This is a genomic window from Massilia orientalis (assembly GCF_030411975.2).
Lineage (GTDB): Bacteria > Pseudomonadota > Gammaproteobacteria > Burkholderiales > Burkholderiaceae_D > Telluria > Telluria orientalis.
This window is the reverse complement of sequence record NZ_JASNRB020000003.1, coordinates 325,294-338,065: the sequence shown is the minus strand read 5'-3', so window position 1 is coordinate 338,065 and position 12,772 is coordinate 325,294. Positions and strand designations below refer to the sequence as shown.

The 12,772-nt window shown below is 70.2% G+C and carries 10 protein-coding genes; 4 read left to right on the top strand and 6 right to left on the bottom strand.

The features are described from left to right. Positions 1 to 5: 5 nt before the first annotated feature. The 3 genes from QPK29_RS05790 to QPK29_RS05780 form a co-directional block, all read right to left on the bottom strand. Positions 6 to 638 carry a response regulator gene (locus tag QPK29_RS05790; RefSeq protein WP_371771474.1) on the bottom strand — a complete coding sequence of 211 codons (633 nt, stop codon included), beginning with the start codon at positions 636 to 638 and terminating at the stop codon, positions 6 to 8. Then, positions 631 to 1,413: a sensor histidine kinase gene (locus QPK29_RS05785; protein ID WP_371771475.1), complete on the bottom strand. Its 783-nt coding sequence runs from the start codon at positions 1,411 to 1,413 to the stop codon at positions 631 to 633. Before QPK29_RS05785 ends, QPK29_RS05790 begins: the two co-directional genes overlap by 8 nt. A 128-nt stretch (positions 1,414 to 1,541) precedes the next feature. Next, positions 1,542 to 2,090: a Dps family protein gene (locus QPK29_RS05780; RefSeq protein WP_056133262.1), complete on the bottom strand. Its 549-nt coding sequence runs from the start codon at positions 2,088 to 2,090 to the stop codon at positions 1,542 to 1,544. 119 nt (positions 2,091 to 2,209) lie between these two features. Between QPK29_RS05780 and QPK29_RS05775 the strand changes: the two genes are divergently transcribed. Then, the gene (locus tag QPK29_RS05775; protein WP_371771476.1) at positions 2,210 to 3,151 is read left to right on the top strand and encodes a sensor domain-containing diguanylate cyclase; all 942 of its coding nucleotides are present in this window, start codon (positions 2,210 to 2,212) and stop codon (positions 3,149 to 3,151) included. A gap of 6 nt (positions 3,152 to 3,157) precedes the next feature. Here the strand turns inward: QPK29_RS05775 and QPK29_RS05770 are convergent, their stop codons facing one another. Continuing rightward, a complete protein-coding gene (locus tag QPK29_RS05770) occupies positions 3,158 to 3,991 on the bottom strand; it encodes a PEP-CTERM sorting domain-containing protein (RefSeq protein WP_371771477.1) in 834 nt (277 codons plus the stop codon). Positions 3,992 to 4,210: 219 nt separating this feature from the next. Between QPK29_RS05770 and prsT the strand changes: the two genes are divergently transcribed. Next, entirely contained in the window at positions 4,211 to 7,000 is a 2,790-nt protein-coding gene (gene prsT / locus QPK29_RS05765) for an XrtA/PEP-CTERM system TPR-repeat protein PrsT (protein WP_371771478.1), read from the top strand. 91 nt (positions 7,001 to 7,091) lie between these two features. Here the strand turns inward: prsT and QPK29_RS05760 are convergent, their stop codons facing one another. Beyond that, positions 7,092 to 7,664, bottom strand: a complete 573-nt coding sequence (locus QPK29_RS05760) for a hypothetical protein (protein ID WP_371771479.1) — start codon at positions 7,662 to 7,664, stop codon at positions 7,092 to 7,094. A gap of 125 nt (positions 7,665 to 7,789) precedes the next feature. On the opposite strand from QPK29_RS05760, the gene QPK29_RS05755 reads away from it, so the two are divergent. Then, a complete protein-coding gene (locus QPK29_RS05755; RefSeq protein WP_371771480.1) occupies positions 7,790 to 9,313 on the top strand; it encodes an FAD-dependent monooxygenase in 1,524 nt (507 codons plus the stop codon). An 87-nt stretch (positions 9,314 to 9,400) separates the two neighbouring features. On the opposite strand, the gene metE is transcribed toward QPK29_RS05755, so the two are convergent. Beyond that, positions 9,401 to 11,731, bottom strand: a complete 2,331-nt coding sequence (gene metE, locus QPK29_RS05750; RefSeq protein WP_400189735.1) for a 5-methyltetrahydropteroyltriglutamate--homocysteine S-methyltransferase — start codon at positions 11,729 to 11,731, stop codon at positions 9,401 to 9,403. Positions 11,732 to 11,827: 96 nt separating this feature from the next. On the opposite strand from metE, the gene QPK29_RS05745 reads away from it, so the two are divergent. Then, positions 11,828 to 12,766, top strand: a complete 939-nt coding sequence (locus QPK29_RS05745) for a LysR family transcriptional regulator (RefSeq protein ID WP_371770232.1) — start codon at positions 11,828 to 11,830, stop codon at positions 12,764 to 12,766. Positions 12,767 to 12,772 lie beyond the last annotated feature (6 nt).

Sequence of the window (12,772 nt, the reverse complement as noted above, 5' to 3'; positions counted from 1 at the left end):
AGCTCTCAGTACGCGTGGATCAGCCCCCGCCGCGCCGCCACGCAGGCCGCTTCGGTGCGGCACGAGACGTTCAGCTTTGACAGGATATTGTTGACGTGGTACTTGACCGTGCCGACGCCGATGTTCTCGGTGCGCGCGATCATCTTGTTGCTCATGCCGGCCGACAGGTGCGCGAGGATCTCGAGCTCGCGGCGCGACAGGCGGTTGGCGTCCACGCGGCCGGCCAGCTTCTCGGCGAGGCCAGGCGCGAGGTAGCGGCGGTTGGCGGCCACCTGGCGCACGCATTGCACCACCTCGTCGAGGCCGGACTGCTTGAGCAGGTAGGCGCTGGCGCCGGCCAGCAGGCCGCGGCGCACGTCCTCGTCGCCGTCGTAGGTCGTCAGGATGACCATGCGGGCGTCCGGCACCAGCGCGCGGATCTTGCGGATCGCCTCGACGCCGCCGCCGCCGGGCATGTTCAGGTCGACGAGCATGACGTCCGGGCGCAGGCGCAGGTAATGTTCGACGGCGGCGACGCCGTCGCCCGCTTCGCCGACCAGTTGCAGCGCCGGCTCGGCGCCGATCAGCGCGGCGAGGCCGGCCCGGATCAGCGGGTGGTCGTCCGCGATCAGCACGGTGATGGGGCGCGGGTCATCCATGGACGGCCTCCACGGATGCGGTGGACGGATGCGCGTGCGCGGCGCGCGGCAGCGCGAAGCCGGCCGTGGCGCCATGGTCCGGATTGGCGTCCAGCCAGAGGCGGCCGCCATGCGCGTCGACGATGGCGCGGCAGATCGCGAGGCCCAGGCCCATGCCGTGCGGCTTCGTCGTCGCCAATGGGTCGAAAGCGTCCGCGGCGGTGGCCGCATCCATGCCGGTGCCGTTGTCGCGCACGGTGACGACGATCTCGCCGCCGGCGCCGGCGCCGACGCGGGCGCGGATCGCCATCGAGCGGGAGCGGCCGCGCACGGGAGACAAGGCGTCCACGGCGTTGCCGACGAGGTTGCGCAGGAGCTGGCGCAGCTGCACGGGGCTGGCCGCCACCGTGCGTGCGCCCGGCGCCACCGTCACGCGGCAGGCGATGGCGTGGCGGCGCACGTCGGCCGCGTATTCGGCCAGGACGTCGTCGATGGCGGCGTCGAGGCGGCATGCGGTGCGCTCGAGCCGGACCTGGCCGGCCAGGGCGCGCACGCTCTTCACGATGGCACTGGCGCGCTGCGACGCTTCCAGCACGGCGCACAGTGCGGCGTGCGCCTGGGCCGGCGCCTGGGCGCGTTCGATGCAGCGCAGCGCCGCGTGGGCGTGCAGGGCGATGGCGGCCAGCGGCTGGTCGACTTCGTGGGCGATCGACGCGGCCAGCTGGCCGATCGTGGCCAGGCGCGCCTGCCGTTCGGGTTCAAGGCTCGCGGCCAGTGGTGGCGGGTGGGTGGTCATGGGCTGCTCCTCGTCCGGTGATCGGGGTGGTGCGGACGGAATGCCGCGCCACCCTGGTCATTGTCGGGACGAAGGCCGCCCGGGTCCAGCTATACAAAAGGATATGACATCACACTAAAGTATGATGTTCAATCGCCTTCGGCCTGGCGCGCCAGGTGTTCGCCGATGAACCAGCTCTGCAGTTCGTTGGCGCGCACGACCTGGCTGACGATCAGGTCGTTGCTGCCGTCGTCGCCGGCGTCGGACGCCGCGCGGGCCAGCGGACGCGCGTCCAGCAGGATCGTCTCGTGGGCAGCGGCCAGGCGTTCCAGCTGGGCGGGGGCGGATTCGCGGCCGCGCGGGGCGCGTGCGATCGACGACTCGCCCGCGATGTCGCCGGCCAGCGCGAACGTCACGCCGCCCAGGGTCTGGATGCGCTCGGCGATGGCGTCCATGATCGCGACCTGTTCTTCGTAGTGCTTGTCGAACAGCAGGTGCAGTTCGTAGAAGTTGGCGCCGGACGTCTGCCAGTGCGCTTTCTTGTAGGCGTCGCGCAGCGCCATCGTGTGCGCCAGCAGGCGGTTCAGGGCGCGTACGCTCTGCGACCGCGTCTGCTCGGGGAGACCGATGCGCACGGGCGCCAGCGCGCCGAATTCCTGAACGACGCCGGCATTGTCCTGGGTATGTTGGTTGTCCATGGGAGACCTCGTGGTGGGAAATGGGATGACAGGCGGAGTCTATCCATCGCGCGCCGCATGGGCACTGATCCAAAGGCCAGGCATTCCGGTAGTATGATGGTTTTCAGCCACGGAACGCCATGACCACCCATCCCGAGACCGGCGACGACGCCGGCGTCTATCGCACCCTGCTCGAATCCACGCAGGCCATCCCGTGGCGCATCGACTGGGCGTCCGCGCGCTTCACGTACATCGGTCCCCAGATCGAACGCGTGCTGGGCTGGCCCCAGGACAGCTGGAAGACGGTCGAGGACTGGGCCATGCGCATCCATGCGGAAGACCGCCAGAAGACGGTCGATTTCTGTGTGAGCCAGTCGCAGCAGGGCACCGATCACGAAGCCGATTACCGCGCCCTGACGGCCGACGGCGACTACGTGTGGATCCGCGACGTCGTGCACGTGATCCGGCGTGCCGACGGTGCCGTGGACTGCCTCGTGGGCTTCATGTTCGACATCAGCGAACGCAAACGGGCCGAGGACAAGATCCTGCAGCTGCAGAAGGAGCTGGAGGCGCTGTCGTACCGCGACCCGCTCACCGGCATCGCCAACCGCCGCATGTTCGACCGGATCCTGGACGTCGAATGGGGCAAGGCCCGTGCGCTGGGCGCGCCGCTGTCGCTGGTGATGGTCGACATCGATTACTTCAAGCAGTACAACGACCGCTACGGCCATCCGCAGGGCGACGCCTGCCTGAAGGAGGTGGCGCGGGTGCTGGACCGGGCGGCGGCGCGCACGCGCGACCTGTGCGCGCGCCTGGGCGGCGAAGAGTTCGCGCTCGTGCTGCCCGCGACGGACGAGGCGGCGGCGCTTGCGGTGGCGGCGCGGTGCGCGCGGCGGCTGGCGCAGGCGGCGCTGCCCCATGCGGGGTCCGCCGTGGCCGACATCGTCACGTGCAGCATGGGCGTGGCGACGATCGTGCCGGGCAGCCAGGACCAGCCGGCCGGACTCGTCGAGGTGGCAGACACGCGGCTGTACCGCGCCAAGGCGGCGGGACGCAACAGGATCGCCGGCAGCGCCGGCTGAAAGGAATCAGACGGCCGCTGCGCCTGGGGGCAGTGCGCCCGGAGCGCGGCGGCGGCGTGCCATGCCGAGGGCGCCGAGGCCGAGGAACAGCAGGGCCGCGGTGCTCGGCAGCGGGACGTGCACGCCCATGGCCACGCCTTCGAGGACGTCGTTCTGGCAGGTCTCGCCCCAGTGCATCGCGAACGAGCTGTAGTCCATCAGTTCCGAACCGGAGAGGTTGATGGTGAACGTGAGGGCGCCGGTCGAGACGGCCCATTTGCCGGACAGGCCCGTGTACTCGACCGTGGACGACTTGGTGTTCACGGCCGTTTCCTCGTTCTCGCGGTAGTTGCAGTTCGAGCAGTTGATGTAGCTGTTCGAATTGAGGATGTTCTGCGCGTTGGTCGCGCCGTTCAGCGCATACAGCTTGAAGTTGCCGCCCGAGTTGCTCCAGCGGTTGTCGAGCGCGAAGCCATAGTCCCAGACGGTGCCCTTGGTCGCGTTGTCGGGCGTATAGTGATTGGCTTCGGTGCCGGCGGCGTTCCACGTATCGGACAGGAACACGTCGCCGTAGCCGATGCCCTTGCCGGTCTTGCCGGTCAGCGGGTCCTTGCCCCAGGACGAGCTGGCGCCCGCCTTGCCGGCGAAGCTCGTGTTGATCGTGATGGTCAGGACACTTCCGGCACGCGCGATCGTCGCCTTGGAGATGTCGTACGTGCTGCCGCCGATGACGTCCGCGGCACCCTGGTTGTCGTAGCCGTAATAGCTGCCGACGCCGGAATCGGTGATGGTCGCGGCCCAGCCCTGGCTGGCGCCGAGGATGAATGCAGCCGAGACGGCCAGCTTGATCGCTTTTTTCACAGACTCTCCCAGAGATATTTACACGTTGACCAGTGTCAAGGCGCATCATGCCACGAATAAACTTAACTTGTAAATAAATTATTTAATATCAATAACGCCCGTGACATTTTTACAACCTCGCCCCGGGCCGTGGTATCGCGGTCATGCCCGTCGGTTTTTGCTTGCCATAAACGTGCTTGCCCCACGAAAATGCGTCATTGATCTATAACAATATCAACAATGTCCTCCCGAGCCCCTACACCCCCGCGCGCCAGCCGCCTTGCCGCCGTCCTCGTGGCCGTTTTCCTCGCCGCCGCGCTTCCGGCCTGCAACCAGCAAACGGCGGAGCAGCAGCGCGCGCATGCCGCACAATTGCGCGCGAAAGGGGATTTTCGCGGTGCGCTCATCGTCCTCAAGAATGCGCTGGACGCCGACCCGCGCAGCGCGGACACGCGCTACCAGCTCGCCCAGGTCTACCTCGACCTGGGTGACAGCACGACGGCGGAAAAGGAAGCCCGGCAGGCGCTGGACCGGGGCCATGCGCGCGGACCGGCGCTGGCGGCGCTGGCCGCGGCGCTCGTGCTGGAGGGCCAGCACCAGAAGGCGCTGGACGAGACGGCGGGCGGCCCCGACGATCCCGGCCTGTCCAGCGCGCGCGGCGATGCGTACCTGGCCCTGCGCCGCAACGACGAGGCACGGTCGGCCTACGAACACGTGCTCGCCAGGCGCGCGGACGACCCGGCGGCGCTCGTCGGCCTGGGCCGGCTCGCCATCGTCGAGGGCCATGCGGACGCCGCCCACGGCTACGCCGACCGCGTGCTGGCCCGCGATCCGCGCAACGTCGACGCGTTGATGTTCAAGGCCGACCTCGTGCGCGCGGGCGAGCGTCCCGAGGACGCGCTGGCGCTGTACGACCGCGTGCTGGCCGTCAGCCCGCAACACCGTACGGCCCACGTGGAAAAAGCCTATCTCGCCATCGGCCTGCGCAAGCCGCAGATGGCGCAGGCGGAGCTGGACCTGGCCGCGAAGGGCGCGCCGGGCAGCCTGCTCGTCGCCTACACGCAGGCGCTGCTCGACTATACGACCGACAGGCCCGACGCCGCGCGCGACGTCCTGTACAAGGTGCTCAAGGCCGTGCCGGACCACATGCCCAGCGTGCTGCTGGCCGGCGCCGTCGACCTGAAGCTCGGGTCGAATTATCAGGCGGAGCAGCATTTCCGCCGCTACCTGGAACGCAATCCGGCCAATATGTACGCGCGCAAGATGCTGGCGCAGGCGCTGATCGGCTCCGGCCATGGGGACGAGGCGCGCACCGTGCTGGAGCCCGTGCTCGATGCCCGCCAGGCGGACGCCGAAGTGCTGGCGCTGGCCGCCGACGCCAACCTGAAGGCGCGCCGCTACGACCAGGCCGCCGACCTGTTCGCGCGGGCCAGCACGCTGGACGGCGCGTCGGCCACGCTGCGCACGGGGCTCGGCCTCGCGCGGCTGGGCGCGGGCGCGACGGACGATGCGGTGCGCGAACTGCAGGCCGCGACGGCCCTCGACAAGCGTTCGCCGGAAGCCGTCGAGGCCCTCGTGCAGGCGAACCTGCGCCTGGGCCGGCGCGACGCCGCCCTCGACGCGGCGCTCGCACTGGAGCGCGTCCAGCCCGACCGGCCGCTGGTCCACGCCCTCAAGGGCCAGGTGCTGGCGGCCCAGGGCAAGGCGGAGGCGGCGCGGGCCAGTTTCGCGCGCGCGCTGCAGCTCGATCCTGCGTACTACCGGGCCGCGGCGAGCCTGTCGCAGCTGGCGCTGGACGCCAGCCAGCCGGCGGCGGCGCGGCAGGTGCTCCTTGACTTCCTGGCGAAGAACAAGAAGAGCGTGGCCGCGATGGACGGCCTGGCGACACTGGCCGAGCGCACGCAGGACAGCGCCGAGGTGACGCGCTGGCTGGAGCAGGCCGCCGCCGTCGACCCGCACGCGATCGGGCCCGGCGTCGACCTGTGCGCGCACTACCTGCGCACGGGCCAGACGGACAAGGCGCTGGAACTGGCGCGCCGCCTGCAGGTGAGCCATCCGGAAAACCCGGACCTGCTGGATTTGCGCGGCAAGGCCGAGCTGGCGCGGGGCGACCTCCCGGCCGCGCTGGAATCGTACAAGCAGCTGGCGCAGGCGCTGCCGCGCTCCGCGCCGGCGCTGATGCAGGTGGCGGCGCTGCGCCTCGTGATGAACAATACGACGCAGGCCGAGGAAGACCTCAAGAGCGTGCTGGCGATCCAGCCCGATTTCCCGTCGGCCCAGCTGGAACTGGCTGCGCTGTACGTGCGCAAGGGGTCGCACGACCTGGCGCTGATGGTCGCGGAACACATGCAGAAGCAGCATCCGCAGGGCGCTGCGGGCTACCAGCTGCAGGGCGACATCCTGATGGCCAAGCGCCAGCCGGCCGCCGCGCTGGCCGCGTTCGAGCGCGCGTCCGCGCTGCATGCGACGAACGAACTCGCGATCAAGATCGACAACGCGCTGCGCCAGGCCGGCCGCGTGGCGGACGCCGACGGCCGCCTGGCGGCATGGCTGGCGGCGCATCCGGACGACGTGCGCGTGCTCGCGTACCGCGCGCAGACGTGGATGGGCGCGAACGAGTTCAAGCGGGCCGCCGCCAAGCTGGAAGACGTGCTGCGGCGCCAGCCCGGCAACCCAGTCGCGCTGAACAATCTCGCACTGTGCTACCAGGCGCTGGGCGACGCGCGCGCGCAGGCGACGGCCGAGGCGGCGCTTAACGCTGCGCCGAAGCGCGCGGACGTGATGGACACGCTGGCCTGGATCCTCGTCGGCAACGGAAACGCCGGTCGCGCGGTGACCCTGCTGCGCGAGGCGCAGGTGCTGGCACCGAAGGCGCGCGACATCCGCTACCACCTGGCGGCGGCGCTGGCCGCCAGCGGCGACAAGGCCGCGGCGCGCACGGAACTCGACGGGCTGCTGGCCGGCGACATGCGGTTCGCGCAGGCGGACGAGGCCCGCAAGCTGATGGAAAAACTGAAGGCGGGCGGGTGATCAGCCCTCGTCGTCCTCGCGCAAGCGGGGACCCATACTGATCTGAACGGGGACACTCGGCATGGATTCCCGCCTGCGCGGGAATGACGGCTTATTGGTGGGGCGTCCAGCCCAGCCGTTCCTCGATCACCCCGCGATACAACGTCCGGATATCCCCCGGAATCCGGCGCACGTATTCCTCCGCCCTGGCCCGCTCGTCCCCCTGCAGCCCGGCCAGCAGCGCGACCGCCTCGTGGGGGCTGGGCGCCCGTTCGCTGACGCCGGCAAACTTGGCCGGCAGCGCCGTCCACACGACCGCATCGACGTCACGGGCCGCCATCCAGTCCGCGATGCACGCCACGATGGCCGCCGGCGTCTTCGCAGACAGGCCGGGCGGCACCGGGTCGGGCAGGCTGCCGACCCATTGGCGATACTCGGGCCGGATCTTTTCGCGCCGGCGCAGCATCTCGCGGGCGTCATCGAGGCCGGCCGCGTCGAGCCGCGCCCAGCGCGTGGGCATGGGTGGCGCGGGCGCGTGCAGGACGAGGGCCAGTTCGGCGCTGTCGTCGCTGTCGCGCACGAATTCCAGCGGCAGGGCCGGACCGTCCGGCTGCCAGTCCGACGCCAGCTTCAAGGGGCCGGGTTCCCAGATCAGCGAACCCCAGGCGATGCAGACGATGTTCACGGCGCCATCCTTTCCTCTAACGAGCCCGACCGGAGCATTGTAGCGGGACGCGCGTAACATACTGTATCGTTATCGTGCGCCGTATGCGGCGGATTTCCTGTCATTCTTTCCTGCGAGGAGGCGACATGGACGAGACCGAAGTACTGATCGCGGGGGCCGGACCGACCGGCCTCGTGCTGGCCCTGTGGCTCGTGCGCCAGGGCGTCGGCGTGCGGATCGTGGACCGCAGCGCGGGGCCCGGCACGAGCTCGCGCGCGATGGCCGTGCAGGCACGCACGCTGGAGCTGTACCGCCAGCTCGACCTGGTGGACGAGATCGTCGCGGACGGCCTGCGCAATCCGGCCATCAATCTGTGGGTGAAGGGCGAACGTCGCACGCGCCTGTCCTTCCGCGACGCCGGCCGCGAACTGACCCCGTATCCGTTCGTGCTGATCTATCCGCAGGACCGCCACGAACGGGTGCTCGTGCGGCGCCTGGAGGAGGCTGGCGTGACGGTGGAGCGCAGTACCGAACTGCTGGGCTTCGAGCAGGATGCGGCGGGCGTGACGGCGCGGCTGCGCGGCCCGGCCGGCGAATCGGTGTGCCGCGCCGCCTGGCTGGCCGGGTGCGATGGCGCCCATTCCATTGTGCGCCATCGGCTGGGCACCGGTTTCGAGGGCGGCACGTACCAGCACACATTCTACGTCGCCGACGTGGAGGTGAGCGGGCCGGCGGCGAACGGGGAGATCCACCTGTCGCTGGAGGAGGGGGATTTCGCCGCGCTGTTCTCGTATGACCAGCAGGGCAATGCCCGCCTGATCGGCGCCGTACGCGACGCCGAGGTGCGCGAGGGCCACACGCTGGCGTTCGACGACGTGCGCCAGCGCGCCATCGCGAGCCTGGGCTTGAGGATCGAGAAGGTGAACTGGTTCTCGACCTACCGCGTGCACCACCGCGTGACGGGGCATTACCGGTCCGGACGGGCGCTGCTGCTGGGCGACGCGGCCCACGTCCACAGCCCGGCCGGCGGCCAGGGCATGAACACGGGGATCGGCGACGCGATCAACGTCGCGTGGAAGCTGGCCCACGTGCTGCGGGGCCGCGCGCCGGAAACGCTCATCGATACCTACGAGGCCGAGCGCAAGGCGTTCGCCCAGCGGCTGGTCGAGACGACGGACCGCGCGTTCTCGTTCGTCGTCGCCGAGGGCGGGTTCGCCGACTTCGTGCGCACGCACATCGCACCCCTGTTCGCGTCGGCCGCATACGGCATCGAACCGGTGCGGGCGTTCATGTTCCGGGTGCTGTCGCAGATGGGCATCCATTATCCCGACAGCCCGCTGTCGGCCGGCAGCGCGGGCCACGTGCGCGGCGGCGACCGGCTGCCCTGGACGGGCTACGGCGGCGGTCCGGACAACCACGCGCCGCTCGCGGCGATCGCGTGGCAGGTGCACGTGTACGGCGAGGTGGCGCCGGCGCTGCAGACCTGGTGCGCCGGGCGCGGCATCGCACTGTACCGCTACGACTGGTGCGACGCGTGCCAGGCGGCCGGTCTCGTGCGCGACGCGGTCTATCTCGTGCGGCCGGATACCTATGTCGCGCTGGTGGACCGGGCGGGGGAGCGGGATACGCTGGAGGCGTATTTCACCACGCGCGGCATTCACCCGGCCTGAACGTCGTCGTCCCCGCGGAGGCGGGGACCCATGCTGAGGCGACCAGGACGCTCAGTATGGATTCCCGCTTCCGCGGGAATGACGGTGTTACGCGGCCTGCACCGTCCCACCACCCGCTTCATCCCGCAGCAGCCGCGCCGCCGCCACCATGTTGCGCAGCGCCGCTTCGGTCTCCGGCCAGGCCCGCGTCTTGAGCCCGCAGTCCGGGTTCACCCACAGCCGGTCCGCCGGCACGACGGCGCTCGCCTTGCGCAGCAGGCGCACCATGTCGGACGTCGCCGGGACGCGCGGCGAGTGGATGTCGTACACGCCCGGGCCGATCTCGTTCGGGTACGCGAACGCGCCGAAACCGGCCAGCAGTTCCATGTCCGAGCGGCTCGTCTCGATCGTGATCACGTCGGCGTCCAGTGCGGCGATGGCCGGCAGGATGTCGTTGAACTCGGCGTAGCACATGTGGGTGTGGATCTGCGTCGCGTCGGCGACGCCGCTGGCGGCGATGCGGAACGCGCGGCCGGCCCAGTCCAGGTAGGCGTCGCGGCTCGCACGGCGCAGCGGCAGGCCTTCGCGCAGCGCCGGCTCGTCGATCTGCACGATGCCGATGCCGGCCCGTTCCAGGTCGCAGACTTCGGCGCGGATCGCCAGCGCGATCTGGGCGCAGGTGAGGGCGCGCGGCTGGTCGTCGCGCACGAACGACCATTGCAGGATCGTGACGGGCCCCGTCAGCATGCCCTTCATCGGCCGCGCCGTAAGGCTTTGCGCGTACGCGGTCCACGCCACCGTCATCGGCGCGGGGCGGGCCACGTCGCCGTACAGCACGGGCGGCTTCACGCAGCGCGAGCCATACGACTGCACCCAGCCGTTGGCGCTGAACGCGAAACCGTCCAGCTGCTCGCCGAAGTACTCGACCATGTCGTTGCGCTCGGCCTCGCCGTGCACGAGCACGTCCAGCCCAAGCTCTTCCTGTACACGGACGGCATGGGCGATCTCGGCGCGCATCGCGGTGTCGTACGCGGCATCCGCCAGCTCGCCCCGGCGCCACGCCGCACGTGCGGCGCGGATGGCGGGGGTTTGCGGGAACGAGCCGATCGTCGTGGTCGGGAACGCGGGCAGGTCGAAGCGGGCGCGCTGCACGGCCCGGCGTTGCGCAAACGGGGCGGCGCGGCGGTCGGCGTGCGGCGGCAGCGCGGCCAGTGCGGCGGCCACGTCGGGGCGCGCGACGCGCGGGCTGGCGCGGCGGGCCGCCAGCGCGGCGCGGGCGGCGGCGAGATCCATCGCGACGGCCCGTTCGCCGCCGGTCAATACCTGTTTGAGGATGCGCAGCTCGTTCAGTTTTTCACGCGCGCCAGCCAGCCAGGTGCGCAGTTCGGCGTCGAGGGCGGCGTCGTGGGCGAGTGTGAACGGCACGTGCAGCAGCGAGCAGGAAGGCGCGAGCCACACGGCGCCGGCGCGGCGCTCGAGCACGGGACGCAGGCGTTCGAGGCAGGCGTCGAGATCGGCGCGCCAGATGTTGCGACCGTCGACGATGCCGACCGACAGCACCTTGTGGTCCGGCAGCCAGTCTGCGACGGGGCGCAGCTCTTCCGGCGCACGGACGCCGTCCACGTGCAGGCCGGCGACCGGGAGCTTGCAGGCGAGGCTCAGGTTTTCCTGCAGCGGCGAGAAGTACGTGGCCAGCAGCAGCGGCACGCCGGCGCCATGCAGCAGGTGATACGCCCGTTCGAACGCGAGCGACCAGTCGCCCGGCAGGTCCAGGCCGAGGATCGGCTCGTCCAGTTGCACCCACTCTGCGCCGGCAGCCTTCAGGCGGGCCAGCAGGTCGCAGTACACCGGCAGCAGCGCGTCCAGCAGCGCGAGGCGGTCGGCGCCATCCTTGGCCTTGCCCAGCCACAGGAACGACAGCGGACCGACCAGCGTGACCTTGACGGCGTGGCCCAGCGTGCGCGCCTGCGCCACCTGCTCCAGCAGGCGGTCGGGAGCCAGTGCGAAGCGCGTGGCCGCCTCGAATTCCGGCACCAGGTAGTGGTAGTTCGTGTCGAACCACTTGGTCATTTCCAGCGCCGGCTTGCCATGGGAGGCGTGCCCGCAGCCGCAATCGTCGTGCGCCTCCGTCGCCACGCCGCGCGCGAGGGTGAACAGTTGCTGCAGCGGCGTCTCGGCGCCGGTGAAGCCGAAGCGCGCCGGCGCGCAGCCGAACAGCAGCACATGGTCGGCCACCTGGTCGTAGAACGCGAAATCGCCCACGCCGACGAAATCCAGGCCGGCCGCGCGCTGGTCGGCCCAGTGGCGTGCGCGCAGCTCGGCGGCGACGGCTTCCAGCGCCTGCTCGTCGATCTCGCCGCGCCAGTGGCGCTCCAGCGCGAATTTCAGCTCGCGCTGGGCGCCGATGCGGGGATAACCGAGAATATGAGTTTTGATCATGTTGTTGCCTCATCTGGATGAATAAGTCTTGTCATCATCGATGAGCAACCGGCATAATTCAAACGAATTATTTTTCTGTCCAGATGAATTCCGCTCATGCCGACCTCGATCCTCGACCTGCGCCACCTGCGCACCTTGCTGGCCCTCCTTGAATCCGGCAGCGTGTCGCGCGCGGCCGCGCTGCAGAACGTGACGCAATCCGCGCTGTCGCACCAGTTGAAGGCGCTGGAAGAGTTCTATGGGTTGACGCTGTTCGAGCGCAAGTCCGCGCCCGTGGCGTTCACACCCGCCGGCCGGCGCCTGCTGGAGCTGGCGCAGGACGTGATACCGGCCGTCGACCGGGCCGAGCGCGACATCGCGCGCCTGACGGGCCACGGCGCTGGCAAGCTGCGCATCGCCGTCGAGTGCCACACGTGCTTCGACTGGCTGATGCCGTCGATGGATGCGCTGCGCCTGCGCTGGCCGGAGGTCGAGCAGGACATCGTGTCGGGCTTCCAGTCCGACCCCGTCGGGCTGCTGCACCAGGACCGCGCCGACGTCGCCATCGTGTCGGAGGTCGATACGGACGAGCGCGACGTGGACGTCTACCCGCTGTTCGAGTTCGACATCGTGGCGATCCTGCCGCTGGGCCATCCGCTGCTGGCGCGCGACCATCTCGTGGCGGCCGACTTCGCCGACCAGACCCTGATCACGTACCCGGTGCCGGACGAGATGCTGGACCTCGTGCGCCAGGTGCTGCGGCCCGCGGGCGTGGAACCGCCGCGCCGCACGACGGAGCTGACGGTGGCGATGCTGCAACTGGTGGCGAGCGGACGGGGCTTCGCGGCGCTGCCGCTGTGGGCCGTGCAGACGTACCTGCAGCGCAGCTACGTGGCGCAGCAGCGCATCGGGGAGGGCGGATTGACGGGGCGCCTGTACGCGGTCATGCGCCAGGCCAAGGGAGAACGCGGCCGCGATGACGCCTACCTGGAGGATTTCGTGCAGGTGATGCGCGAGACGTCGTTGCGGACCTTGCCGGGCATCCGGCTGCTGTGAGCAGGT

Coding starts and splice junctions, on each gene's coding strand:
- prsT (WP_371771478.1), top strand. CDS start 4,211: ATGTCCTCCCGAGCCCCTACACCCCCGCGCGCCAGCCGCCTTGCCGCC.
- QPK29_RS05745 (WP_371770232.1), top strand. CDS start 11,828: ATGCCGACCTCGATCCTCGACCTGCGCCACCTGCGCACCTTGCTGGCC.
- QPK29_RS05785 (WP_371771475.1), bottom strand. CDS start 1,413: ATGACCACCCACCCGCCACCACTGGCCGCGAGCCTTGAACCCGAACGG.
- QPK29_RS05790 (WP_371771474.1), bottom strand. CDS start 638: ATGGATGACCCGCGCCCCATCACCGTGCTGATCGCGGACGACCACCCG.
- QPK29_RS05755 (WP_371771480.1), top strand. CDS start 7,790: ATGGACGAGACCGAAGTACTGATCGCGGGGGCCGGACCGACCGGCCTC.
- metE (WP_400189735.1), bottom strand. CDS start 11,731: ATGATCAAAACTCATATTCTCGGTTATCCCCGCATCGGCGCCCAGCGC.
- QPK29_RS05775 (WP_371771476.1), top strand. CDS start 2,210: ATGACCACCCATCCCGAGACCGGCGACGACGCCGGCGTCTATCGCACC.
- QPK29_RS05780 (WP_056133262.1), bottom strand. CDS start 2,090: ATGGACAACCAACATACCCAGGACAATGCCGGCGTCGTTCAGGAATTC.